Origin of the sequence: Pseudoalteromonas sp. P80D2 (assembly GCF_036680945.1) — a bacterium.
Lineage (GTDB): Bacteria > Pseudomonadota > Gammaproteobacteria > Enterobacterales > Alteromonadaceae > Pseudoalteromonas > Pseudoalteromonas shioyasakiensis.
Window position 1 is genome coordinate 260,814 of record NZ_JAZDAR010000047.1, and the last position, 24,879, is coordinate 285,692.

At 41.6% G+C, this 24,879-nt stretch carries 22 protein-coding genes; 16 read left to right on the forward strand and 6 right to left on the reverse strand.

The features are described 5' to 3' along the window. The first annotated feature begins 105 nt into the window (after positions 1-105). Positions 106-636 carry a GNAT family N-acetyltransferase gene (locus tag VRK28_RS13205; RefSeq protein ID WP_062566829.1) on the forward strand — a complete coding sequence of 177 codons (531 nt, stop codon included), beginning with the start codon at positions 106-108 and terminating at the stop codon, positions 634-636. Between the two features lie 13 nt (positions 637-649). On the opposite strand, the gene VRK28_RS13210 is transcribed toward VRK28_RS13205, so the two are convergent. Continuing rightward, on the reverse strand, positions 650-1,036 hold the full coding sequence (locus VRK28_RS13210; protein ID WP_054553214.1) for an MmcQ/YjbR family DNA-binding protein: 387 nt from the start codon (positions 1,034-1,036) through the stop codon (positions 650-652). Between the two features lie 190 nt (positions 1,037-1,226). Here VRK28_RS13210 and efpL point away from each other — a divergent pair, with 190 nt between their 5' ends. The 7 genes from efpL (at position 1,227) to VRK28_RS13245 (ending at position 8,505) form a co-directional block, all read left to right on the forward strand. Continuing rightward, entirely contained in the window at positions 1,227-1,799 is a 573-nt protein-coding gene (efpL, locus tag VRK28_RS13215; protein WP_332394026.1) for an elongation factor P-like protein EfpL, read from the forward strand. Positions 1,800-1,945: 146 nt separating this feature from the next. After that, positions 1,946-2,674, forward strand: coding sequence for an RDD family protein (locus VRK28_RS13220; RefSeq protein ID WP_062566830.1), 729 nt, complete (start codon positions 1,946-1,948; stop codon positions 2,672-2,674). Then, positions 2,671-3,621, forward strand: coding sequence for a stage II sporulation protein M (locus tag VRK28_RS13225; protein ID WP_058586348.1), 951 nt, complete (start codon positions 2,671-2,673; stop codon positions 3,619-3,621). Before VRK28_RS13220 ends, VRK28_RS13225 begins: the two co-directional genes overlap by 4 nt. Beyond that, positions 3,611-5,071 (forward strand): hypothetical protein, encoded by a 1,461-nt coding sequence (locus VRK28_RS13230; RefSeq protein WP_062566831.1) that lies wholly within the window; start codon positions 3,611-3,613, stop codon positions 5,069-5,071. The genes VRK28_RS13225 and VRK28_RS13230 overlap by 11 nt, the downstream gene beginning before the upstream one ends. Further along, the gene (locus VRK28_RS13235; RefSeq protein WP_062566832.1) at positions 5,061-6,209 is read left to right on the forward strand and encodes a DUF4350 domain-containing protein; all 1,149 of its coding nucleotides are present in this window, start codon (positions 5,061-5,063) and stop codon (positions 6,207-6,209) included. The genes VRK28_RS13230 and VRK28_RS13235 overlap by 11 nt, the downstream gene beginning before the upstream one ends. Further along, positions 6,206-7,189, forward strand: coding sequence for an AAA family ATPase (locus VRK28_RS13240; RefSeq protein ID WP_062566833.1), 984 nt, complete (start codon positions 6,206-6,208; stop codon positions 7,187-7,189). The genes VRK28_RS13235 and VRK28_RS13240 overlap by 4 nt, the downstream gene beginning before the upstream one ends. Beyond that, positions 7,186-8,505, forward strand: coding sequence for a DUF58 domain-containing protein (locus tag VRK28_RS13245; RefSeq protein WP_062566834.1), 1,320 nt, complete (start codon positions 7,186-7,188; stop codon positions 8,503-8,505). Before VRK28_RS13240 ends, VRK28_RS13245 begins: the two co-directional genes overlap by 4 nt. Positions 8,506-8,578: 73 nt before the next feature. Here VRK28_RS13245 and VRK28_RS13250 read toward each other — a convergent pair whose 3' ends face one another. After that, a complete protein-coding gene (locus VRK28_RS13250) occupies positions 8,579-9,055 on the reverse strand; it encodes a DUF4234 domain-containing protein (protein ID WP_062566835.1) in 477 nt (158 codons plus the stop codon). Positions 9,056-9,276: 221 nt separating this feature from the next. Here VRK28_RS13250 and VRK28_RS13255 point away from each other — a divergent pair, with 221 nt between their 5' ends. Next, positions 9,277-9,471 (forward strand): hypothetical protein, encoded by a 195-nt coding sequence (locus VRK28_RS13255; RefSeq protein WP_054562126.1) that lies wholly within the window; start codon positions 9,277-9,279, stop codon positions 9,469-9,471. On the opposite strand, the gene VRK28_RS13260 is transcribed toward VRK28_RS13255, so the two are convergent. Both VRK28_RS13260 and VRK28_RS13265 read right to left on the reverse strand, forming a co-directional pair. Then, positions 9,468-11,582 carry a sensor domain-containing protein gene (locus VRK28_RS13260; RefSeq protein WP_442961234.1) on the reverse strand — a complete coding sequence of 705 codons (2,115 nt, stop codon included), beginning with the start codon at positions 11,580-11,582 and terminating at the stop codon, positions 9,468-9,470. The two genes, VRK28_RS13255 and VRK28_RS13260, sit on opposite strands and share 4 nt — an antisense overlap. Before the next feature lie 176 nt (positions 11,583-11,758). After that, complete coding sequence (locus VRK28_RS13265) at positions 11,759-14,479, reverse strand: insulinase family protein (protein ID WP_332394028.1); 2,721 nt, start codon at positions 14,477-14,479, stop codon at positions 11,759-11,761. Positions 14,480-14,674: 195 nt separating this feature from the next. Here VRK28_RS13265 and sixA point away from each other — a divergent pair, with 195 nt between their 5' ends. The 6 genes from sixA to VRK28_RS13295 all read left to right on the forward strand — a co-directional run bounded on the left by sixA (position 14,675) and on the right by VRK28_RS13295 (position 22,312). After that, a complete protein-coding gene (sixA, locus tag VRK28_RS13270) occupies positions 14,675-15,151 on the forward strand; it encodes a phosphohistidine phosphatase SixA (protein ID WP_054562123.1) in 477 nt (158 codons plus the stop codon). A gap of 49 nt (positions 15,152-15,200) precedes the next feature. Beyond that, positions 15,201-15,551: a RidA family protein gene (locus VRK28_RS13275; RefSeq protein ID WP_054562122.1), complete on the forward strand. Its 351-nt coding sequence runs from the start codon at positions 15,201-15,203 to the stop codon at positions 15,549-15,551. Then, the gene (locus VRK28_RS13280) at positions 15,535-16,011 is read left to right on the forward strand and encodes an ASCH domain-containing protein (RefSeq protein WP_062566838.1); all 477 of its coding nucleotides are present in this window, start codon (positions 15,535-15,537) and stop codon (positions 16,009-16,011) included. The genes VRK28_RS13275 and VRK28_RS13280 overlap by 17 nt, the downstream gene beginning before the upstream one ends. Beyond that, the gene (locus tag VRK28_RS13285; protein ID WP_062566839.1) at positions 16,008-16,742 is read left to right on the forward strand and encodes an SDR family oxidoreductase; all 735 of its coding nucleotides are present in this window, start codon (positions 16,008-16,010) and stop codon (positions 16,740-16,742) included. The genes VRK28_RS13280 and VRK28_RS13285 overlap by 4 nt, the downstream gene beginning before the upstream one ends. A 77-nt stretch (positions 16,743-16,819) precedes the next feature. After that, positions 16,820-19,066 carry an NAD-binding protein gene (locus VRK28_RS13290; RefSeq protein ID WP_332394029.1) on the forward strand — a complete coding sequence of 749 codons (2,247 nt, stop codon included), beginning with the start codon at positions 16,820-16,822 and terminating at the stop codon, positions 19,064-19,066. A gap of 3 nt (positions 19,067-19,069) precedes the next feature. Continuing rightward, a complete protein-coding gene (locus tag VRK28_RS13295; protein WP_062566841.1) occupies positions 19,070-22,312 on the forward strand; it encodes a toll/interleukin-1 receptor domain-containing protein in 3,243 nt (1,080 codons plus the stop codon). On the opposite strand, the gene VRK28_RS13300 is transcribed toward VRK28_RS13295, so the two are convergent. Beyond that, positions 22,304-23,224 carry an AEC family transporter gene (locus VRK28_RS13300; RefSeq protein ID WP_062566842.1) on the reverse strand — a complete coding sequence of 307 codons (921 nt, stop codon included), beginning with the start codon at positions 23,222-23,224 and terminating at the stop codon, positions 22,304-22,306. The genes VRK28_RS13295 and VRK28_RS13300 overlap by 9 nt on opposite strands. A gap of 24 nt (positions 23,225-23,248) precedes the next feature. Continuing rightward, a complete protein-coding gene (gene smrB / locus VRK28_RS13305; protein ID WP_054562116.1) occupies positions 23,249-23,806 on the reverse strand; it encodes an endonuclease SmrB in 558 nt (185 codons plus the stop codon). 101 nt (positions 23,807-23,907) lie between these two features. Here smrB and prmB point away from each other — a divergent pair, with 101 nt between their 5' ends. Next, positions 23,908-24,843, forward strand: coding sequence for a 50S ribosomal protein L3 N(5)-glutamine methyltransferase (prmB, locus tag VRK28_RS13310; protein ID WP_054562115.1), 936 nt, complete (start codon positions 23,908-23,910; stop codon positions 24,841-24,843). Positions 24,844-24,879: the final 36 nt, after the last annotated feature.

Sequence of the window (24,879 nt, forward strand, 5' to 3'; positions counted from 1 at the left end):
TGCTCATTGAGCGGGGCTTTTTTCTTCTGTATTGGCCATAAGTGGTATTTAACTCACGAAATCAGTTTGTTATAACTAGGTTTATTTACAAAGCGATTAATCACCATGACTCTCACCACTGCGCGATTAACATTACGGCTGTTAAATGCCGATGATTGGCCATTGTTTTATACTTTGCATAATGATACCCAAGTTATAGCTAAATGCTTCGATAAGCCCTCAGAGGCGCAGCTGCGAGCTAAGTTTAATGAACGTTTAAAGCCTTGGCAGCCAAATTCGAATTCACCACTTTGTTTAGTTATTGTTGAAACCAGTACAGGTAAAGAGGTGGGGGTAACTGGGTTTACTTCATCAACAGTGCCAGATAGTCAAGAAGTCGGTTATTTGTTGCTGCCTAATTTTCATGGTCGTGGCTATGCCACAGAGTCTTTGCAAGCAGTGCTTGATTACGCCAAAACAGAACATGCCGTACGTGAATTTAAAGCGGTTGTCACCGAGGGTAATATCGGTTCAGAAAAAGTACTTGAGAAATGTGGTTTTCAGTTAGTCGATAAGCAGCTAGATGCGTATGCTATTGGCGGTGTTTTGTATACCGATCATCATTTTCATTTAAGTTGCACTGATCACAGAGCGTGATCAGTGCGCAATTTTACAGATGAAGCTCAATCGCTTTTCTGTCTTTTTCTGGCATATTCGCAACCACTAAATCAAACGAATTATCAATCATTCGTTCAATCTCTCCTTGTGGTACGGTGCCGTCTAAAATAACCGTATTCCATAAACGTTTGTTCATGTGATAACCCGGGATCACCGACGGGAAAATATCACGCAGTGCTTGGGCTTCATCTGGATCGCATTTCAGATTTAGCCACCATACAAGGTTTCCCTCATCGTCTGTTTGGCCTTCTTTGCCCTCGGCAAGGGTGGCAAACATTTTATGATTCACCTTGTAAACGTCGACATCTTGGCCAAATGGTTGGGTGATCATCACCAATGGCTTTTTCATTAAATATTCGTGTACTGTGTGTTGATTCATGATCCAATCCTTGAAGTCATTTTTCGTAGTTATAAAGATAGCAGCTTTTTCGTAGTTTTGAGACAACTATTGTCATAATTTGCTGAAAAATCGAATAAATAACGGCTGCGAGTCAAAACTGTAAATTTTTATTGAACAAAAGCCATTACGTGGTAAATTTCTGTCATCAAAAAACGATAGGAATACACCCATGCCTAAGGCAAGTGAAGTTAAAAAAGGCGCCGCTATCGAGCATAACAGCCGTGTTTTAGTAGTTAAAGATATTCAACGTTCAGTACCACAAGGCCGTGCTGGTGGCAGTTTATACCGCATGCGTTTATACGATGTGGTAACAGGTGGTAAAGTTGATGAAACATTTAAAGACAGCGACATGCTAAAGCTTGCTGATCTCATTCGTCGTGAAGCTATGTTCTCTTACATTGACGGTGAAGAGTATGTTTTCATGGATAACGAAGACTACACGCCATATAACCTAAATAAAGAAGCAATCAGCGAAGAGATTTTATTCGTTAATGAAGAAACTCAAGGTCTGCACGTTATTGTGATTGATGGCTCGCCAGTTGGCTTAGATTTACCATCGAGTGTTGAGCTTGTAGTTGAAGAAACTGACCCTTCAATCAAGGGCGCTTCAGCAAGTGCACGTTCAAAGCCTGCACGTTTAACAACGGGTTTAACGATTCAAGTTCCTGAGCATATTTCAACAGGCGACCGTATTCGTATTAATACCGTTGAGCATAAATTTATGGGTCGCGCAGAAAAATAATTCTGTAACCCCTTTGAAAGCCGGCTTATAGCCGGTTTTTTTGTTTTATTTGTAACGCGCTCATAACAAAATTCATTGAAAAAGGAACGAAAAACGCGCATTATTATTGGCTTACGAAAACAACAATAAATACCAGTAGTAGATTAATGTTGAACCACGGATTGGAAAACAGAGAATACATCAAACTCCCCGAAGGCGTTGATATCGCCATTACTCCCGCTGGCGTTGTTGCCCGAAGCTATGCCTACATCATCGATTTTATTATCCGTAGTTTGGTTTTACTTGCTGTAGGTACTGTATTTGCCTTTTTTGGCGATGCTGGGCAAGGACTTATATTAATTGCTTACTTTTTAATTTCATGGGGTTATAACATCCTGTTTGAAATGGAAAGTGGCCAAACGCCGGGTAAAAAACGCCTAAAAATTCGTGTTGTGCAAGACAATGGTTTACCAGCAAGCTTTTCGCAAATTGTAGTGCGTAACTTACTACGCCCAGCCGATATGCTACCTATAGGCTATTTCTTAGGCCTTGTGGTTATGTTGTTTAACAACCGTTTTAAACGCATTGGTGATTGGGCTGCAGGCACCATGGTTATTTACGACGATGAGTTAGCTACGCGCCCTGAATTATCTCAAGGTGAAGTGCATATTCCTACCATTAGCTTAACCACCGAAGAGCAATTAGCGGTGCTTGCTTTTGCAGAGCGTCATGATGAATTATCTGATGCAAGGCGCCGTGAGTTGGCAGCTATTTTAGCTGCACCGTTTTCTGCTGAAGAGCATGAGATTGAGGCGCAGCTCGTTAGCTATGCACGCCACTTTGCTGGGCAAGTTCAACACGATAACGATTACCCGCAGCAGGAGGGTAAGCAATGAAGCAAGCTCAATTTGTAAAATCAAATAGTGTCAGTTGGGATGAGTTTGAAGCGCTTTGTGAACAAAATAGTGCAGAGTCTTTACCTGTTAATTTCCCTAACTTGTATCGCAAAGTCTGTAATGATTTAGCCATTGCGCAAAGTCGTCAATATAGTCCAGTGTTGATCGAGCAAATAAACAGGCTGGTGCAGTTAGGGCAGAAGCGCCTTTATTTATCTCGAAGCAATCAATTTTCTGAAATATGGCATGTGGCCCGCACGGCATTTCCGCGTGCACTGTATGAAAATCGTTTAATGCTTGGTATTAACCTATTGGCATTCTGGGGATTGGCCTTAATTGCTTTTATTTGGGTGACAATAGACCCTGATGCTGCGTATACATTTTTAGGGCAAGGCACCGTACTTAATATCGAACAAATGTATAACCCTAGTGGTAGCGTTCAATCGGCGGAGCGCGGCGCATCGCAAGATCTGATGATGTTCGGGGTCTATATCTACAATAACATTGGTATCGCATTTCAGATGTTTGCAGGTGGCGTATTGTTCTGTGTTGGCGCTGCCTTTTTCTTGTTGTTCAATAGTTTTTATTTTGGTGCCGTTGCGGCTCACATTGTGAATGTTGGATTTGAAGGGCCGTTTTTCTCGTTTGTAATAACCCATGGCTCGTTTGAGTTAACCGCTATCATTATTGCTTCAGCGGCCGGGTGTCAAATAGGCTACGGCTTGTTAAATCCAGGGCAGTATACCCGTGCATATGCGATGAAACAGGCTGCACAAAAAGCGCTTCCACTGATTGTTGGCGCATTTTTGATGTTAGTCATTGCCGCTTTCATCGAAGCATTTTGGTCACCCCGTGATATTGCTAACGAAGTTAAATATTTAGTTGGCAGCGGTTGTTGGGCTTATGTCATTTTTCGCTTATACAGAGGAATGCGCTATGGAGCTTAATCGTCTTAGCTTCAATCCTCGCAAGCGCAGTGCTTACGAAACCTTTGATTTAACAGTGTTGCTAGTTAAGCAGCATGCTGTGGCATTGGTCTCTTTGTATTTGATGATGGCAGTACCCGTATTTTTGATTGTCGGCTTTTTATTAAGCTGGGGCATAGGTGGCTTTGTTGTTTGGTGGCTTAAACCTGTATTTGAGCGACCTTTGCTCGATTACATGTCAAAAGCGGTTTTCAATCAGCCAGTCAACATAATGAGTAGCTTAAAGTCACTCAAGCAGTTAAAAATCGCTGATATGTTAGCGCATTTAACCGTTTTTAGGCTCAGCCCAAACAGAGCATTTTTAGCCCCCGTAGAGCAACTTGAACGACTATCAGGTGAACGCAAAACTAAGCGTAAGCAGGTATTGTTTGCTTCAACTAAGCCTAAGCAAACATTGTGGATGCTGTTCTGTGTACATTTTGAGTTTATCTTATTGATGGGTATATCTGCGCTGACAATTGCACTTGTGCCCCATTCATTCTCTGCACAAGAAGCCATGTACCAACTATTCGAAGCGCCTATCTGGGTTGAGATAGCGTTTAACTTTATTTATATCATCAGTATCTCGTTAGTGGCACCGCTTTTTGTCACCGGTGGGTTTCTTGCTTACTTACACCGCCGTGTTGAACTAGAGGGATGGGATATCGAGCTGGCATTTAAAAATATTCGCACCCGTCTTGCAGGCGTAGTCAGTGCTGTAGCACTACTTATGCTAACAACGTTTACGCTGCAACCATCAACAAGCTACGCCGAGCAAATCGATAAGCAAGCAGTAAAAGAGCAAGTTACTGCTCTTTATAATGAGCCTAATGTCATCGAAACTGAGACTACTTGGGTGCCAAATATCGAAGCAAAAGCGAGTTCATCAGATAGTGACTGGTCATGGCTTATCGATGTGTTTACTGCCATTGGTGAAGTGTTTGGCGTGTTAGTTTGGGTATTGGTCGGTTTATTAGTTATTTGGCTAGTTTATTACCTGATGCAAAAGCGTGGCTTTTTTGCCAACTTAAGCTTGCCTGAGCGCAGTAAAGTGAATGAAGAGCCTGTTATCCCAACCTTATTTGCAGAAATTAAAAGCAAAGATTTACCTACAGATTTAATTGCCGCAGCAAAGCAGTGTTTTGAGCGAGGTGAGCACCGCTTGGCGCTGGCGTATTTGCTTCATCATGCGCTGAGTTGGGCGCAGCAACAACATGAAGTGCGCTTGCACCGCTCGATGACTGAGCTCGAATGTAAACGTGCAATAGATGCTAGGGTGCCAAATCAAGGGCAAGAAATTTTTGCCCGCTTATTTTCTGCGTGGGTCACGGTTGCTTGGGGCCATAAAACCCCTGATATCGACTTTATCGAGCTGACAGAGCAAATTACGGCAATGACAACAGAGACTAAGGAGCAAGCCCATGAAGCTTAAGGTTGTGCTCATAGCGGCGCTAGTGGTGTTTAGCTTATTTGTTATTGCTGGTATTGCTTCTTTAGATTGGCAGAAAAAAGAAATAGAAATTGGCTTTCATAGTGATGTGGCAAGAGATAACTTTACGATGGCTAAGCGGCTACTTAAAGCCAATGGTATCGATTGGAATAAAAACAAACGCTTGGCAGAGCAAGCACAAAGTGATGAGTTAAACATAGACCCGCAAAGTATCTTAATTTTGGATGAGGCGGTGCTTGCTGACTCTTACCAGTTAGATGTACAACTTGCCGATTGGGTCGCAGAAGGCGGGCGTTTAATTTATGTATTAAACAGGCAACGTGATGAGCTGGCAATAGATAGCACAGTATTTTTTAGTCAGCTTGGCATCAATGTAGAAAGCCAAGAAGATGTTTTTGAATATGATTTTGCGATGCTCAAAGAAGGGAATAAAAATAGTACTTTATCAATTGATGAAAACACTCAGCTTGACCTTGAGCTAAGCCGTGCCTTTTTTATTGAAAACTGCCCCGGTGTGAGTACCAACAATGATAACGGCGATACCTTGATGTGTGACTTTGCATTTGGTCAAGGTAGGGTCATTGTGATGCCATCGCTGTTACCTTTTACCAATTACCGACTTCGCCATCTGGATCATGGCAGTTTATTACTTTGGTTAAGTAAAGGGGCTGAAAAAGTAACCTATGTACCTTACCTGACTTACCCAAATTGGTTTGCCAAATTATGGCACTGGAGCTGGCAATTTGTGGTGACGTTGCTGTTATTAATTGTGCTTGCAGTGTGGCATATCAGTAGTCGTATAGGCCGCTCTTATGCTCCTGACTTCGATATAAAAACCAGCTTTAACCAGCATATTCGTGCAGTGGCAAACTTTTATTCAGAGCATGGTCACGAAGCCGTGCTATTTACTGCACTCAAGAAAGATTTTTACGCCAAAGTAGAGTCGCGAGTGCCTAATTTTAAGATGCTTAGTGCTGAAAAGCAGGCGCAGATCATCGCTAATTTAACTCATTTTGAAAAACACAATGTGGCTGAGTTGCTTGCTAGCAAGTTGCCTGAGTCCAAAGAACAACGAACAGAATATATAAAACGATTTAAACAATTAAGGAATGCCTTATGAGCACGGAATTGGACACTAATCGCATGAGCTTAGTTGAGGCAGCTGATGCAGTAAAACAAGTAAAGCATAACATTTCGCGTGTGTTAGTTGGTCAAGATGCCATTGTTGAAGATGTGCTTACAGTGCTCTTTGCGGGTGGCCATGTGTTACTTGAAGGGGTTCCTGGGCTTGGTAAAACGCTACTGGTTAGAGCCTTGGCAAAAAGCTTAAATGTAGACTTTTCGCGAGTGCAGTTTACACCGGATTTAATGCCTTCAGATGTTGTTGGTCATAGTTTGTATGATATGAAATCAGGTGAATTTAATATCAAAAAAGGCCCAGCATTTACTAATATTTTGCTGGCTGATGAAATCAACCGTGCACCAGCTAAAACGCAATCAGCTCTTCTTGAGGTGATGCAAGAGCAACAAATCACCATTGATGGCGAGTCATTATCTATTGATTCACCGTTTATGGTATTAGCCACTCAAAACCCATTAGATCAAGAAGGGACGTACCCACTGCCTGAGGCTGAATTAGACCGTTTTATGATGAAAGTGGAGCTTGGTTTTCCTTCTCATGAATCGGAAGTTGAGCTTTTAAAACTGAATACACAAATTGTCTCTAATGAAACCAAAGTAGAGCAGCTCCCTGCGGTATTGGATGCTAATCGAATTGCGGAAATTAAACAGCTTTGTGCAGATATCTTAGTAGACGAACAAATACTGAATTATGCCGTCGATATCGTGCGTAGTTCACGAACTTGGCAAGGCGTATTGCACGGCGCAGGGTTACGTGCCTCAATTAATATCATTAAAGCGGCAAAAGTAATGGCATTAATGAATGGCCGTGACTTTGTAACTCCTGATGATGTGAAGTCAGTGTCTGTGAATATCTTAAGACACCGATTAATTTTATCGGCTGATTTGGAGCTGGAAGGGGTGTCATTTGATGAAGTGATCAATGCCATTTTAGCCAGTGTTGAAGCGCCACGCTCATGAATCGCATTAAGCATAGACCTGCAAAACGCTTAGTACAATTAACAGCTTTGTTGCTGTTATTGTTGCTTGTCTGTGCCATTGCATCAGTTGACAGCTTAGTGCTAACGGCCTTGCTCTTAGTGCCTTTATTGCTCGCATTTGTAGATTACATAGCGGCGAAGTCAGAGCCTTTACTTGAAGTAAGTGCACAAACGAGTCTCAACATGGCTTTGTATCGCCGCCAAGCATTGCAGCTAGTGATTAAAAACAAAGCGAAGCATGCGACCATGCTAGATGTCAGTGTTCATTTAAGTAATGCAATTGAGCTACAAAAGCCACAGCAAACGGTGTTTATAGATGCAATGCAACAAGTAAAGCAGAGCTTTACATTACGCGCTCACAAACGAGGTGATGCGCAGATCAGTGCCATTGAACTTAGGGTAGGGTCGCCATTTGGCCTTTGGCAAACAAACTGGTTAGCTGTGCAAGCAATTCAATTAAAAGTGTATCCCGACTTTAGCCGAGTTACTTCAAAGCAGCATTTAAATGGCGTAGTGAATAAGCCTATTTCAGGCTTAAAGCTCACTAAAAAGCGCGGTGATGGTATCGAATTTCAGCAATTACGCGAATATCGCCAAGGTGATAGTGTTAGACAGATAGACTGGCAGGCGACCAGTAAGCGTCGAAAACTCATTTCTCGTGAGTATCAAGAAGAGCAAAACCAACACGTTATAGTGATGCTAGACGCCTCTAAAAAAATGGCCATTGAAGCTAATGAAGGCAGCCACTTTGATCATGCTTTAAATGCATTGCTACTGCTGTCACACACCGTTTTAAAGCAAGGTGATTGGTTTAGCATGCAAAGCTTTAATCAAAACCTGCGCTGGTTACCCGATGTAAAAGGCGCGCAGAATGTATCACGGGTAATGAATCACTTTTATGATCTATACCCAGATAAGAGCAGCAGTGACTATTTAGTGGCTGTAAACCAATTAATCGCCAAGCGCAGTAAGCGCTCTTTAGTGTTATTAGTCACCACACTTGATGAGCAAAGCATTGATGAGTTAATGCCTGCAATTAAGCTATTACAAAAACACCACTTAGTGGCACTTATTAATATTAATAATCGGGCGGTAAATGAGGTGCTCGATGAGCCTATTGAAAAGTACGAAGATGCAACCAGCTATTGTGCAGCATTAGCGTTATTAAATTCACATAAAGCCAATATGGCGAAGCTGAAAAAACAAGGTGTAATAGCTATAGATTGTAACCCTGAGCAGCTACTACCGCATGTGCTTAACACCTATTTAAATGTGAAGCACTCCGGGGCATTGTAATAACCTAATAGCAACCCGCAATAAAAAAGGCATTGAATTCAATGCCTTTTTTATTAGCTAATAAGCGAAACGATTATTTTTGATTATCAATAGCTTCGTTAATTTTGTATTGGAAATAAATAACGTTAAAGAAAAACGTTAAAATACCACCTAAATGAACTGGTTCATTACTGCCTTCATTAATCAACTCTTTAATCGATGTACGAAGAGAGAAAATTAATACAATGGCAACAACAAACGAAATCAGTGACACAATACCACCAATTTCAGGTGAAATTCCTGTAAAAGACAACGCAATATTCACAATGTACAAAGCAACATAGCCATAAACTAAGCCTTGGCTTACCTGGTTTTTTGCTAATGCATTGGCTTTATTGGTTCGGCTTACTAGCCAGTATACGGCGTAGATACCAAATGTGAAAAGACATAAAAAGAACACGCCCCAAGCAGAAAAGCGGTCAAAGTTTAAAATAGGTTTATTACCACCATTATTTTGCTGAGTAAGCTCAGCTTCTGGCGCTTCATAGATGTTAGCTGATTCTTCAGACATAACGATTCCTCATAATTATTTTTGTATATTCCTTTGTGCAAATTGCACGTACCGATAATAGCAGTGAGGCTGGTTTTTGTACATCATTTCAACAGCCTAGAAAGTAAGGTTAACTACCATAAAGGTCAGTATAAATAAGCCTTATAGAGGGTATAGCATGAGAGAAGTTTTAAAGTTTGCTGAAATTATGTACACTGCCGCTGATTTTAATGAGGTGCTGTGTGTTATTTGTATTTTTGAGCTGTGTGTTTATTTTGGTGATGTATTTAGAGTCTTTATCTAAAGGAATGCCGGTAAAGCGTTGGATGCTGTTAGGTGGAGTGCTTGGGCCTATCGCTTGGTGTTTATTTAATGTGCATTACCGCCGCGCATTTGTGCGCCATGTTGGCCGCCAATCTTGTGGCTGGCGACCTTAAATTTCTGCTGTTTTTAACAGGCTAGGCGCAGATTTATCGAGTTGTTTTTGTAGGAAGGCGGTAAATTCAGGCTGAGACAGTGGCTTAGAGTAATAGTAGCCTTGAACCGTCTGACACTTTAACTGTTCTAACATCACAACCTGTTCGGCTTGTTCGACCCCTTCTGCAACCACATGCAAATCAAGGTTATGGGCAATGGTTACAATTGAGTCAACCATATTGCGGCCACGCTCTGATTGCATATCATCAATAAAGGCTTTATCAACTTTTAAGGTATTAAGCGGGAACTGTTTAAGATAGGCTAAAGATGAGTAACCCGTACCAAAGTCATCCATCGCAAGGTGAATACCACGAGCACTGAGTGAACGCATTACTGCAATTGCTTCGTTAGGGTCGTCCATAACCGTACCTTCGGTGATCTCAAGTTCAAGGAAGTAAGAGGGCAGTTCATTCTTTTGCAAAATCACATCAATACGGGTGGTTAAATCAGGTAAACTAAACTGCTTAGCTGATAAGTTCACAGCAACACGACCGTTGAATAAGCCTTGATCTATCCATGCTTTTACATCGCGGCATGCTTTGTTTAAAACAACTTCACCAATTTCGATAATTTGCCCAGTTTCTTCAGCGATAGGAATAAACACTCCTGGGCTGATCACACCTTTTTTCGGGGTAATAAAGCGCACAAGCGCTTCCATACCATCGAGTTTACCTGTACGAATATTCATCTTCGGTTGGTAATACACTTCAAAGTGATCTTCTTTTAGGCCGTAACGCATTAAGTTTTCGATTTGTAAGCGTTTAACTGCTTCACGGTTCATTGTGTCGTTGAAAAACAGATAGCTATTGCCTTTTTTCTTTGCGTGATACATAGCTGTATCCGCATTTTTAAGTAATAGCTCTGGGGTATTGCCATCTTCAGGGAACAGCACGATACCGACACTTGAGGTGATCACCAGTTCATGACCTGCCATATTAAAAGGGGTGGCAATTGCGGCTAAAAAGAGTTTTGCCATGCGAGTGATGGTATGAATATCGTTGGTACCCGACATTACCAGTGCAAACTCATCGCCGCCTAGGCGATAAAACACATCTTTTTCGCGGGTTAACTTATTCAGGCGCATCGCAAGCTTAGATAGCAAGCTATCACCAAGTTGGTGACCCAGAGAGTCATTAATCTTTTTAAAGTTATCTAGGTCAAACACTAATAAAGCGTGATGGTTATCTTGCTTAGCGAGCTTTTTTAGATTGGTGAAAAATAAGTTTCGGTTAGGTAAGCCTGTTGTGCGGTCGCGGTTCGATAAATTATGTAATTGCGATTCGGCTTTTTTACGCTCAGTTTGATCTGAAAACACAACGACATAGTTACATATTTGGTTGTGCTCATTTTTGATTTCATCAATTGAAATTTCAATCGGTAGCAGCTGCCTTTTCGCATTGCGAAGTTTAACCTCTTGCTGCCAATGTTCCGTCGCTTTTACGGTGGCTTTAATTTCATCCACATAGCTTTGGTCATAGCCATTCAAGGTAAAATCTTTCTTTAAATATTGCTCTCGTGTACCACCAAATAGCGTTAAGAAGCTTGGATTTAAGTCAACCAGCTTAAAGTTTTTATCGAAAATGGCGATGGCGTCAGTTAGCGACTCAACGCATTTAGCGAATAGGTTTAAACGGGCTTCTGTTGATTTAAGTTGAGAAATATCTCTTACAGTGCCTGTCATACGCAAAGGGCTTAGGTTTGCGTCTTTTTCGATGATCTTGCCGCGATCCAGCACCCAATGCCAACGACCGAGGCTATCTTTAATCCGGTAACTTGCTTCAAAAAAGGCGGTGTGTTCGGCAAAGTGTTTTTTTAGGGCTGTTTCGACGTGTTGTAAGTCGTGTGGGTGAATCAATTCGCGGTTAGGGGGAAAGCCGCTGCTACTGTTTGTATCTGAGGTGTATTTATCATTTATTCGTAGCACTTCTCCGGTTTTTATATTCCAATCCCAAAGAGTGTCGCCACTGCCTTCTACGGTACTTTTTAAGCGATGTTCTGAAATACGCAGTTGTTTTCGAGAGCGCTTTAATTTGAAAATTATAAATAATAGGTACGGCAATAACAGCATCATAATAGCACTTGGAATAAGCAGCAAGGTGCTCTGTTCAAGCTCTATGGGGCTGGCGGATGCTGAAAAAATCCCAGCCATACTTATTGTTAAAAAAGCAGAAATCATTTTTATTTTTTTTATCATTAATGCATTACCGTAAATCGCACCAATTAATCTAATCTAAGCACGCGTTCGAGTCAAAGAGAATGCGAAGAAAGGGTTGCTTTTGGCTGTTTTTTGGTCTTTGGCTCACTTAAAAGTTCTATTCTTGGCCGGTTATCGCTAAATGTCTCGGTAATATACTGCTGCATTTGAGCAAGAGTTAACTTATCAAGTGCCTCTAAAAGCTGTTGTTGCATATTAAATTCAGTATCGCGATTACCAATTGCTAACCATAAACGTTGCGAACGTAAGCGTAAATTTTTATCTTTCTCAGCAATGTGTGTAACAAGACCTGCTTTGGTATCGAGCCATTGCTGCTCAGAAATGCTGTTTACTTGTGACACATAATTATTAATAAATTGCTGGTGACGCTGAAGTATCTCATCAGCACTATGCTTAGGTGACTGCACATAAAAAGCAATACCTGCACGGGTATTGAAAGGTGCATAGCCTGCACCAACTAAATAGCCGAGCTGTTGCTTGGTTCTTAGCTCATTAAAATAATCTTGATTTATTAAATGATTAAGTACCATCATTTGTACTTTTTCGATGGTGTCATCCGTTTGTGCTTGGTAGTAAAGCACCATCGCATGATCGCTGCAATTTAACGTGAAGCGCTGCTGATCTACTTCAGTTATATCGTTAAGTGGTCGCGTTAAATCAATAATTGTTGTGCTGCCGGCTAGGTGCTCTGTCACTTGCTTTTGGAACTTGAGTGCATCACTACGTTGCCAGTTACCATGTAAAAAAGACTCAACGTGCAAGGCTTTAAAAAACTCATTTCTAAAGCAATTAAATTGATGGAAACTAGTATCCTTTAAAGCCTGTGCTAAGGCATTCGGCTCTGGGTTCCACGGCATAATTTGCGCACCCAAAATACTAAATAACTCACTGACGGGTTTATTTTGATTGCTGTTTCGCCAGTGTCTCACAAGCTGCTTTTTATATTCAGCAAAGCGTTTTGCGCAGATTTCAACATTAAAGAGTGCTTCAAGTAACTCATTAACCAGCTCTAACTGACTCGATGAAAGACCCGCAGTATGTAGGGTTAAGCCACCTTGGTGCGAGGTTAAGTGATAACTAAGACCAGCCAATTCTGCTGGATAAAATTGCTCAGCAACACTGTCCATAAACAGGTCTGCAAATAAGCGGGTAAGGGCCATGTGTTTAACATCTTTAATTGCAAAGGTTGAGTCCATTGCTAAGTAAAAATGCCCTTTAGCTACTCTGAAAGTCGCGTCTTGCTTAAACCAAAAATCAAAGCCGTCTCGTGTGACTAAAAGCTCAGGTGATTTATTTGGCTCGTCTAATGGTAATAGTTCAACATCTTTTGTGAGGTATGGGTTAGCACTTGGTAAGCACATCTGTGGTAATGGCGTGTTTATTTCACTAAGCGCTTCTAACCAACTTGCTGAGATGTCTTCTACTTTATATGGGGTGTTGTACCAAGCTGTAGTGTGCTCAGGCTCAACACCTGGATGAATGAGTACCAAGCGCATGTTATCAGGTGTTAGCCATTGCATGGCAATTTCATGAGCGCAGCGGTTAAAGCCTTCCATTAAATAATCGCCTTGCACATAGTTGGCTTCATCGTAATGCTGCATATTAATGCTTAAGTTACTAACCCAATCAATTAAACGTGCTTTTTCTTGGTTATCAAAGGCAATTTGCAAGAGGTTCTTTTTGTCTTGATAAAGGCGCGGCAATTTATCGCAGTTTTGGTTAATCAAGCAGATATACTCAAACACCATTTCGACGATATCTTCATAGTATTCAATACCTTCATCAGTCAACGCCATGCTTACGTTAAAATCTTTGAAGTTACTGCCATTAATGCCACCACCTGCTGAGAGGGCATTGATCCAGCCTTGCTCTTTTAGAATAGAGTACAGCGAACCTTTGCCTTCGTAGCCAAGTAAGTGAGCGATAAAACTAACGGTTTTGTGACGGTAAAAGTCATCAATATTTGGCATCGCAAAGCTAATAATGAGCTTTTGCATATGTTTATGTGGCTCAATATGCAGCACCTTACCTAAGTCTTGTTTACGGTAAAGTGGCTGCTCTATGATCTCTTTACTTTTTGGCTGACCTTTAATTTCGCTAAATAACTGTTTTACCCAGGTGGTCATGGTCGCAATATCTTCATTGCTACATATCACCAGTGTCATCCACTGAGCCTGATAGTGGCTATCGAAAAAAGCACGTAGCTCATCACTGATACAGCCCTCACGATCCGCGAGGGTTTGCTGGTTACCGACCGAAAATTTTGCAAAAGGGTGCGCTGGGTTAACCGTTTCTTTATGAGCCTGATAAATACGGCGGCCGTCATCTTTTATTTTTAGTTTAAATTCTGCGTCTATAGCATTACGTTCTTTAGTTGTCTCTTTAGGATTTAAGAGTGGGGCAATAAAAAAACGACTGAATTGTGCCAGTGCCTCAGCAAACTGTTGGTTATTAATATCAAAGAAGTAGCAAGTGTGCTCAGTGCCAGTCCAGGCATTGGTGTTACCACCAGATTGCGATACAAAATTAGAAAATCCGCCCGATTCTGGGTACAGATCAGTGCCTAAAAAAAGCATATGCTCTAAAAAGTGCGCGAGACCTTGCCTATCAAGGGGGTCATCGAAATGGCCTGCGTTAATAGCCATTGAAGCCGCTGATTTTGTTGACTCTAAGTCTTGCACTAAAAGTACTTTTAGACCATTGTCCAGTGTTAGGGGTTGATATGTTCTGTTATCATTGCGGCTGATATTCAAAAGATGCTCCTGAAAGAGTGCGTTAATGTCCTAACAACAGATGATATTTTCAGGAAAGCTAAAAAAGACAGAGCTACGAAAATCTACCTGAATATCATAAGCGGATGTTTAATGTATCTAGTGATGATATTCTAATATAGCGAACAATCAAGCAAACTGGCTACTGTTTTATATTCTTTAATCGGTTGATTTTTTATGAAAACAATCTTAATCATGCGCCATGGCGAAGCTACGCCAATGCAAGCAGATGATGCAGCAAGACAACTGACCGAGACCGGTCACCAAGAAGCCAGTCGAATGGGGCAGTGGTTAGCAACACACCATAAACCTGATGCTCTGTTGGTAAGTCCTTACATTCGCGCACAACAAACTGCTTTGGATGCGACGCAACATATTTCGTTACAATTTAACGAAACCTGCAGTGATATTACCCCCGATGGTGTACCGCAAATTGCTGCTGATTACCTAGAAACCTTGATTGCTATGCACCCAGACTGCAATACCTGGTTGGTCGTTGCCCATATGCCAATTGTTAGCTACTTAGTTGACCAGTTAAGCCCTGGTCATATGCCAATCTTCAATACAGGAGCGGTTGCTGTTATCGAATATGATGAACACAAACAGCGCAGTCAGTACCTCAGTATTCACTCGCCAAATAACGTCGAAATCTAACAGTGGATTTGCTAAATTAGCGCCACTGTTAATTTTTTAAGTTCTTACTATGACAATCGAACGTTTACAAACCGGTGCGCGTATGAGCCGCATCGTTAAGCATAACGGCACAGTATACCTATGCGGCCAAGTTTGTGCTGATGCCGAAAAAGATATCACCGAACAAACTCAAACCATGCTAGATAAGGTCGAGGCGCTGCTTATTGAAGCAGGTAGTAGCAAAGAGCACATGCTAAGTGCCACAATTTACCTGAAGAGCATGGAATACTTTGCACAGATGAACGCTGTTTGGGATGCATGGGTGCCACAGGGTCATGCACCAGCTCGCGCTTGTGTTGAGGCAAAAATGGCGCGCGATGCACTACTCGTTGAGATTTCTGTCGTTGCAGCCGTTAAGTAACGAGCAGCGTATCGCGCAGATGATTGCTCGCTTTAATGAGCAATCAGGGCGCGAAGTGATTGAACTGCCAAGTTGGCATTTTTGCGACAATGAGCAAGATGCCAATGACTGCGCATTGCTGGTTTTAAATGGTGTAAAACAAGCAACAACCCCTTCACTTTATTGGTTTAAAGCCAATAATGAAGCCCTTCCTGAAGTTGGTGATTTAGCCATTTTTACCAATTGGCAGGGACAGCCTCTCGGCATTATTGAAACCGTTTCTGTAACTATCACCCCATATAATCAAATAAGCACCGATTACGCCGCATTAGAAGGCGAGGGCGACAAAAGCCTTGAGTACTGGCAGCGTGTGCATTGGGATTATTACCAGCGAGAGCTCGCGGACACAGAGTATCAATGTCACCCTGATATGCCGTTGGTGTGTGAGCAGTTTAGGTTAGTTTTCAAGGAGTCAGAATGAACACGAATCCAGTGGTTCTTATTACCGGAGGAGGCCGCGGTATAGGTGCAGCGACAGCAAAACTGTTTGCTAAACATGGCTATGATGTATGTATTAACTATAAGTCTGATCACGCAAGTGCAGAGCAGGTCGCTGATGAGATAAATGCGCTTGGCGTGAATGCCTATTTGTTGCAAGCTGATATTGCCGATGAGCAGCAAGTGCTCGCTATGTTCGCTAAATTAGATGCTAAGGTTTCGCGGTTAGATGTATTAGTTAATAACGCAGCGATGATGATGCCGCAAATGCCGTTATTAGAGATGGATGCTAAGCGTATCAACGCTATTTTAAGTTGTAATGTTACAGGCGCCTTTCTGTGCGCGCGAGAAGCTATAAAGCGTATGGACAAAGGCTGTATTGTGAATGTTTCATCAGGTGCTTCACGCACAGGCTCGCCAAATGAATATTTAGATTATGCCGCATCCAAAGGAGCACTTGATACCTTCACGATTGGCCTTGCCAAAGAAGTGGCGAGTAAAGGTATTCGAGTTAATGGGATAAGGCCAGGCCTTATTTATACCGATATGCACCGCGATGGCGGTGAGGCAAACCGAGTCGATAGGTTAAAATCTAAGTTGCCGCTGGGGCGTGGTGGTGAGGCAGAAGAGGTCGCTTCAGCAATTTACTTTTTGGCAAGTGAGCAAGCCTCATTCACAACGGGCAGTTTTATAGACGTATCGGGTGGGCTTTAGTAAGCCTCGCTGGTGGTAACTGCGTTGAGGGGTTATTATTTCCTAATATAAACTATAAAAATAACCCAAGGTAGCCCATGGATTCACAAAAGAAATCGACTTTATTTCTGTTCGGCTTATTTATGTTCATTATGTTGGTGGGGCTGTTTGGTGTATCGCAAACAACACGCTGGAGTGAACCTTTAGCTAACAATATATATGCAATTGCGGGCCTGTTTGCTTTTAGTGGTGATTGGACACAAGAGCTTTATAAAACCAATCAAATGAACCCTTTCATTGAATTTGCTCGATTTGCAGCCCCCTTAACGACAGCATTAATTTTCTTTTATCTAATTTTTGATGGTGCAAAGCAGCTCATTGTATATTTACTGAGGCCTCGCTCTGATTTTCAGCTTGTTATTGGTTTGGGAAATAAAGGTTCTGCCATTGCTCTATCTGCATTGGCTGCGAATAAATCAGTTATAGCAATCGAAAGTAACCCTGAAAATAGTCATATTGCCTTACTGAAACAAAAAGGTGCGATTGTGCATGTTGGTGATATTAATCAATCAGTTGCTGATAAGCTTCATTTACAGCATGCTGAGGCGGTATTTTTCTGTTGTGGCGATGATAGCCATAACATTACTATTGCACAGCAAGTACTTACTAACTTACCCAACTTGAAAGCGCCCGTTTTTGTACATCTGCATAGTCGGGTATTAGCGGATCAACTTAAACAACTCCCTCGATTTATTGAAAATACCAGCACTGAATTACGCTTTTGGCGTAAAAGCCAGTTACTAGCAGAGCAGCTTTTCGCCAAGCATTCGCCGTTACCACTGCTTAATATTCAAGGAAAAGACCAAGTTCATTTGGTTATTTTTGGTAGTAATGACGCGGCGTTAGATTTAGCAAGAACTTATGCGAAAAGTGCTATCTACAGTAGTTTAAAGCCGGTAAAAATTACTTTAATCACTACCGAATCTAATGCAGAGTTGAGTGCAGAGCTTACAGCTATTGACGCTGCCGCTGAGCTTAATGTTATTAATAAGCAAATTCATGAATTACTCGCAGATAATAAACTGCTGCTCGATATCATTTCTAATGCAACGCAAATTTATATTTTCGATACACAGCAATTAAACTGTTTCTCAATCGCTTTGACACTTCGCAATAAGATGCTAGTTGAATGCTTATTTATGGCACCCATTTACTACGCGACTAGCTACACCGAATTTAGTGAACAACAACAAGCTAAAACAAGGCAAGTACCTGATAACTTGGTGGCTTTTAATGATAACAGTAAAGATATCAATATTAGCGCAGTGACTCAGCCTCGTGGCTCAGTGTTAGCTAAGCGAGCTCACGAACAAAGCTATCAAGCAAATCAAGCTAATGTTACTTCATGGCAAGATCTACCTTATAGTTTAAAGGAAGCCAATAGAGCTTTTGCGCTGAGTTGGCGTGAAAAACTGGCGATGGTAAATGCACGTTTTAGCAGCAACTCAAACAGCATTGAATTATCAGATAACGAGCTCAATGTGATGTCGTCGATGGAGCATGCTCGCTGGTGCGCTGAGCGTAAAATTGATGGCTGGCAGTTTTCTAGTACTCGCTCAAATATTGCAAAACGACATACACTGATAAAACCTTGGCATGATTTAACACAACAACAGCAGCAAGGTAATAGTGATTTTTTTGCCTCAGCTGTTAACGATTTACTGTTACTGGCAAAAGATACAACGCAACCTTTTGGCATTGAAAAAGTGGTCACCGTGGCAGTCACAGGCCATCGCTTCACAAACCTTGAAAGCCAGCAACATGACACGTTGGTTCGAGACATTGATCAGCAGTTAGATGCGATTAAGCAGGCTCATCCAAATTGTCATTTTCAGTTTGTTTCTGGTCTTGCTGAAGGAGCTGATAGATTAGTGATAGAGCGAGCGCTAACCCATTTAGACGCTAGTTTTATTGCTCTACTGCCCATGGCTTACGAACTGTATAAATTGGATTTTAGTAAACAAGATAGTGAGTTTGAACAGTTGCTCGCCAAAGCACAGTGGTTTGCAGAAATTCCCCCTGTTTATCGAAGTTTAGCCGAGATGGAAGATACAGCTAATGAGTCTCGTGCTTTGCAATATGCCTCTTTAGCAGCGCACTTGGTTGCTATGGCCGACGAGCTAATCGCAGTGTGGGATTCTCAACCTAGCAGAGGAATTGGCGGTACAGCTGATGTTGTAAATTGGTGGCAGCATGGTGTGCCAGAACAGTTTAAGTGCCGTTACCCGTTTACTAGTCAGCGCCCTAATGGTGAAGTGCGTATTGTAGACTTTAAGAGAGATTAGCTAATGAGTGAGAAGTTAGTTAAGCATCAATACTTGGCGTTTATCTCATATCGTCACGCTGATAATAAGCAAACTGGACGGCAGTGGGCAACTTGGTTGCACCAAGCAATCGAAACCTATGAAATCCCGAAAGATTTAGTGGGTCAAAAAAATGCCCGTGGCGAGTTGATCCCAGAGCGTATTTTCCCTATTTTTCGTGATGAAGAAGAGCTCCCAGCCGATGCTGATCTTGGCAATGCAATTACACGTGCACTAGATAATACTCAACTGCTTATCGTGCTATGTTCACCTAATGCTGTGGCATCTACTTATGTTGCAGATGAAATCGATTACTTCAAAAAGTTAGGCCGAAGCGATCAAATTATTGCCGCAATGATTGACGGTGAACCAAATGCAAGCTGGGATAAAACAAAGCAATCGCAAGGGGTTGCGCCAGAGGATGAATGTTTTCCAAAGCCCTTACAATATGCTTACGACGCACAGGGTAACCCAACAACGCAATTAGCTGAGCCTCTAGCGGCTGATTTTCGGGTTAATCATGATGGCAAGCTTGAACAAGGCTGGACCTCAATTGAAGCATATAAACAGTATTTAAAATCGCGCACTGAATTTTCAAGCCAAGATTTAGCTCGATATGTTGAGCAATACCAAGCTCAACAAAAATTGATGCTGTTAAAAATTATCGCAGGCATTTTAGGTGTGCCACTCGGAGCATTAACTAAGCGCGATCAAGCTTATCAATTAGAACTTGCTAAGCAAAAGGCAAAGCGTTTGCGCCAATGGTTAAGTGCCGTCGCTATGCTAGCTGTTATTGCAGTGGTTGCGGGTGTTTTTGCTTATATTAAACAGCAACAAGCCATTAAAAATGAACAGCTTGCGCAACAGCAAACTAAAATAGCAACTGAGCAGCGTGATGCTTCATTGTTAAATCAAAGTCGCTTTTTGCTTGATAGAGCCCGTCAAGCAAACGATGATGGAGAGCATGATACTGCGTTGCTATTAGGCCTCAATGCACTACCCGGTTTATATGGGGGAGAGCGTCCAATGCCCGGTGGAATAGGGCAATTGCGTCGGGCGATTTATGCCAATAACAAACACTTTTATTATCAAGCACAAGAAAAAATTGAACAGTACCAATATGTTGAAAATGAGCAGCTGTTTGTACTTTCAAATGGCAAAGTTAAGCGTTTATCAATAACAGATAGTGACGAAGATAAACTGCTTAAAACTGAACAGTTTGTTCAAGGTTTTAGTTTAAGCCGTGATAACAAACAACTTGCTATAGCGACTCGTGAGGGCGAAGTCAGTGTTTGGGATAGTGATACCTTAACCAAACAACAAAGCACCGAAATTAAAGCCGAGATAAAAAACCTAGTATTTAGTCCTGATAACAAAATCCTTTATATGAGCAGTCATTTTGACCGGCTCATTGCTTGGGATGTCACTAATAATGAGCTTTTATACGATGTTAAACATTCTCAACAATACGGCTTGGCAGACATTCAAATTAGCCCAAATGGTCACTATATTTTAACGACTCCTGAGCTCGTGGGGCCACTTAAACTCTTCAACGCTCAAAATGGAAATGAAATACGCTCATTGGATTTAGCTTATGATTTTACAGCTAAAAATAGCTTAGCTCGACAAACAGGCTTTACCAATGATAGCCAAGGCTTAGTTATTTACGATCTAAATGGTACCCGTGTTGAAGCAGTTGAAAGTGGCGAGCAACAAGGAGTTACTCCGCATATTCATACCTTGATGAGTAAAAATGGAGAATACGTTTATGCAATGGCCACTGTTAACCAAGTACAATCGACAACCGAAAATGCTGATTTTATTCGTAGTTTAGAAAAGGCTCCGACACTTTGGAATATCAAAACAAATCAAGGTAGTCAGCTTAGCCATTTTTCAAATGTTGAAGATGGCGCATTTACACCAGACGGTAAGCTTTTGATCACATTAGCGTATAAAAATGTGCGTGTGTGGGATGTCGCAACTGCTATTGAAGTTAATAACTTTAAAATTAATCAGCGCACAAAGCTTGTTTTAACAAATAGTGAGTTGGTTAACGCCTCGAGTGATGACAAAAGTATTTCAATTTGGTCATTACTGAAAAATAGCCCGAGCATAGCACTTAGCGAAAAAATTAATTTATGGGGCGCTGAATTTAGCACTGACGGGCACACTCTGGCAGCACAGAGCCTTGATAATAAAAACCAGCTTTATATGTTTAATAGCTTGAGTGGTGAGCTTGTTCGACGCATAGATTTGTGTAAACGACATCGTGTTAATATCGCCGATGTAGCCAATGCAAAACGCTTTATAAGTGTGGAATGTGGTTATGGCAATCACCAAGTATTTGATCTAGAAAAGAACAGCTTAATTGAGTTTGGTGACAAATATGATTCGGCTTCGGTTTCATTATTAAATGAAGCACAGCAGTTTGTTTTATTTATTGAAGATTCTTGGAACAAAAAAGCGCTTTACTCCGTTGACTTGATGAGCGAACAAAGCATCGCCGAAATCCCCCTTAGTGAAGATACCATCATGACCGAGCCTAGGCTGAGTGCTGATGGGCGTTATTTATTGCTAGGTAATAATAAAAAAGGGGTGATGCTTTATGATTTACAAGCGAAAAAGCCGCAGTTTAATACAACTAAAATAGCCCGAGTTCTTGATGCCTACTTTGTGTCACAAGCAAACCGTTTGGTAATAAAAGCAGCCAAGCGTAAAGTGGGTATCTTGGATCTGCAAACCGGTGAGGTTTTAAAACAACTGACCTTCCAGTCTGATATTGCAGACCTACTTGTTAAGGGGAGTGAGCTGGTTATTGGATTAAAAGACAAAGCTGTTGTGGTTGTTGACACTGTTAGCTTGCAAGAACTTTATCGATTTAACACCACTGAAGAAGCTGGGGATTTAAGCTTATCAGCATCAGCAGAATATTTAATAATTAACCAAGGTAAGCCTAGTATTTATCATCTTGACACGGGTCAGCTGTTTTATCAGGTTGATGATTATCAACAGCAACAAATAGCGTTTGATGAGCATGCTGACCGCTTAATTATATTAGCTAATCAAGGCAAGCTGTTTAGCTTACCCGCATTGAGTCGTGAAATTAATGATGCTGCGAAAAATGCATTGCCAAAACGACGCAACTGCTTAACGCAAAAACAGCGTGAAGATAACTTTATTTCGCCATTAAATGTTCAGCAAAAACAAGCGCGAAGATGTTTAAAGTAAAATACTTAACCAGATGCTAAAGCTCGCTACACTCAATACAGTTGAAAGCACGACGCTACTTGCCAGTGTCGCTTGGTGTTGCTTAATTTGATTGGCGATTAGATAAGCGTTGACCCCTAAAGGAGAGGCGCTTAAAAGTACTAACACGTTCAGTAATGATTGCTCTAGGTTGAATACGCTGCCTGCAAAAAAGTAGACCCCGCACGGTAATACAACTAGCTTGATGATGGTTGCAATAAGAGAGGCTTGTAAGTTGTCGGCCACTTTATAAAACGCAAGGTTCGCCCCTAATACAAATAACGCACAGGCAATGGCAGGTTTGGCAAGTAGACTCAGGCCATTTGCTAAATTATCAAAAAGTGTAAAGCCAAGTAGGTTAACAGCCAAGCCGCTACTGATGCTTAACACGACTGGATTCAGCAGCATGTTTTTAGCAAATGCTCGCCAAGAGAATGTTTGCTGCGACTTAGCACTGAGCAAAAAGGTAAGGGTAAACAAAAGTGCGCTATGAAAAGTGATGATCATAAACACAATGCCGACCATCTGTTGGCCAAGTGCAGCAATAATAATAGGTAAGCCTACCAGTACTGTATTTGAGTAACTACTGCCAAGGGCAAATACAGCATGACGTGACGGCGCAGATTGCTTGCTAATGAGATAGCGGTCAAGAACATAGCCGAGGGCGTAAATGGCCAATACTGGAATGTAAAAGCTCAAAAAGCCTGCAATAGACACACTATTTTGTAAATCGGCTTGGGCCATATTTAAAAATAGAAAAGCAGGCACACTGATATAAAAAGTAAACTTACTTAAACCTGCTATATGCTCTTTCGATAAAAACGTGCTTCGCGAGCTGATGTAACCACTTAACACGATAAAAATCAGTGGAAAGATAATCGAAAAAATATGCACTTTAGGCCTTATGATAAAAAGACGTTAGCGTCTGAACTCATCACTTTGTGGAAGATTAATTAAAATAAGTACCGCACCTTTACCTCCAAATTCAAGAGGTGCTTGGTGCATAGCAATCACATCAGGGTGTTGTACTAAATATTGCGGTACCTTGTGTTTAAGTATGCGCTCACCAATGCCATGCACAACACAAGCGCAATAGTAATGCTGTTTTTTACACTCATGAATTAAACCCGCCAACTCATCTTTGGCTAATTCTTTATTTAAGCCATGTAAATCAAGGGTTAAATCTGGTGGGTAATCTCCACGGCGAAGTTGTTTTGCTAAAAAGCTATCGTGACCTGGTTTGACATAACTTACGGTGCCATGAGTGTCGATGTCTGGTACATATTCATCAGAAAAGAAAAATTCTGCCTGATGTTGCTTTTTTTGCTGGGAAAATTGCTTCGCTTGTGACACTTTAGGCTTATTGGTGAATCGAATAGTGTCTTGTTTAAATGCTTTGGCACCACTGATACTCTGACGAAATAAGTCAATATCGTCAGTGCTAATGTGGTTGTTGGCGTGGGGATCTTTTTTCATGGCGGCAGTCTAAACAAAAAAACGCTAAAAATCGAGTAAAAACCAACTGAAAAGACGGTACAATACGCGTCAGAACAGACTTTGAAAGTTAAGGAACATACATGAACCATTTCCAGATAGAAGACGCAATTTTAGACGAGGCAATTGCAGAACTTTCAACGTTGCATGATTGGTTACGTTGGACAACCAGTCAATTTGCCAGCAGTGGTATTTTCTTTGGGCACGGCACAGATAATGCGTGGGATGAAGCAGTTAGCTTACTATTACCAGCATTAAGCTTGCCAATCGACGCGCCAAAAGAGCTAATGCATGCGCGCTTAACCAGCACCGAGAAAAACCGCTTAGCTGAACTAATTGCAGAGCGTATTAATGATTGTACGCCAGTACCGTACCTGACCAACACCGCGTGGTTTGCAGGTATGCCTTTTTATGTTGATGAGCGCGTGTTAATTCCACGTTCGCCATTTGCAGAGTTAATTAATAATCGCTTTGCACCTTGGTTGGAAGAGCCAAGCTCAGTAACGCGCATTCTTGATTTATGTACCGGCTCTGCATGTATCGCTATTGCACTTGCACAAGCATTTGAAGATGCACAGGTTGATGCGGTTGATATTTCATATGAAGCGCTCGAAGTTGCTGATATTAATATTAGCGATTACATGCTAAATGACCGTGTACTGCCAATTCAGTCAGACGTGTTTAGTGGTGTTCCAGGTCAAAAATATGACCTGATCGTAGCTAATCCACCGTATGTTGATGCTGAAGATATGGCTGATTTACCACGTGAATTCCATCACGAGCCAGAGCTTGGTTTAGCATCGGGTCATGATGGTCTTGATGTTACTCGCACCATCCTAGCTGAAGCTGCAGAGCATCTAACTGATAACGGTTTGTTATTTGTCGAAGTTGGCAACTCTATGGTACATATGGAAGAGCTGTACCCAGGCGCACCATTTGAGTGGGTTGAATTTGAACAAGGTGGTCTTGGCGTGTTTGTGATCAGCAAACAGCAGCTTGTTAACTATTTCGAAGATTAACAGCAGATTTTAAAAGCCGAGCCTGAGGGCTCGGTC